Annotated in this window: 1 protein-coding gene; it reads right to left on the bottom strand. The window is 59.1% G+C overall.

What is annotated here, in order from left to right; genetic code table 11:
• Positions 1-41: 41 nt before the first annotated feature.
• Positions 42-1,052, bottom strand: coding sequence for an IS30 family transposase (locus tag K9B32_RS28820; RefSeq protein ID WP_224568789.1), 1,011 nt, complete (start codon positions 1,050-1,052; stop codon positions 42-44).
• Positions 1,053-1,119 lie beyond the last annotated feature (67 nt).

Genomic DNA, 1,119 nt, shown 5'->3' with positions numbered 1-1,119 from the left:
TGTGAGTTCAAGCTGAACCGCGACTTGCGGGCTTCGAGAGGCTAGCCGGTACGCCGGATTTGCGCGAGGAGTTTCTGGCGGAAGACTTCCGCTGGTGTTTTGTAGCCGAGGCATTTGCGCGGTGTTGCATTCAGATGATTGCAGATATCGGTGAGATCGCGGTCGCTGAGAGACAGTGGATCGACCTCTCTCGACAGCCATTTCCTGGCCCGTCTGTTGGTGTTTTCGACGGTGCCTTTCTGCCACGGGGACTGTGGATCGCAGAACCATGTTTGCGCTCCGATGCTCGCCTGTAGGTAGGGCCAGTCGGTGAACTCCGTACCACGGTCGAAGGTGATCGAGCGGCGGGCAAGATGGGGCAGGGACTGAAGCACCTGGATCAACCCATCCATCACCGGTCTCGATTGCCGATCATTGTTGCGCAGCAAGACGGCAAAACGACTGACCCGTTCGACCAGCGACGTCACATTGGCGTTTCCGAACTTCTTGCGAAACTGGATGAGATCGCATTCCCAGTGTCCGAACTGCTTGCGCTCGGCAACGGCGTCGGGCCGGTAGAGAATGTTGACGTCGGGGGTGAACCGCCGACCATGGCGGCGTCTGGCATGCCGCGGCCGACGCCTGGCGCGGTGCTCCGGAAGATGTCGCCATAGCTTGATGGCGTGGCCGTCCGAGGAATAGGCGAACTTGTAGATCGTCTCATGGCTGACCGAGATCGGATGGCGCTCAAGCTGCAATCGGCCGGCGATCTGTTGCGGCGACCAGCCATGCAGGATGCGCTCGATCACCGATTGGCGCAGATGCGAGAACCGGGCAAGTTTGCGCAGCTTGGCACGCCGTTCTCGCGCCATGTCATTGGCCATCACGCAGTAGTAACCGTTGAGGTCCGGCATCTCGCGATCCTCGAAGGTGTTGCGGCGCAGCTCACGGAAAATGGTTGAGCGATGTCGGTGCAGTTTCTCGGCGATCACGTCAACGCTGATCCCAGCCGTGCGCCAGCGGGCGATCTTGCGCCGTTCATCCATATCGATCTGGGAGTAGGTGCGTTTCATGTCTCGTTCCTTGCAAGGATAAACCGTTGTTATCTATTGCAAGTCGCACTTCATCCTTGAACCCACC

The organism is Rhizobium sp. 3T7, assembly GCF_020166565.1.
Taxonomy (GTDB): Bacteria; Pseudomonadota; Alphaproteobacteria; order Rhizobiales; family Rhizobiaceae; genus Rhizobium.
This window is presented reverse-complemented; position numbering and strand designations above follow the sequence as displayed.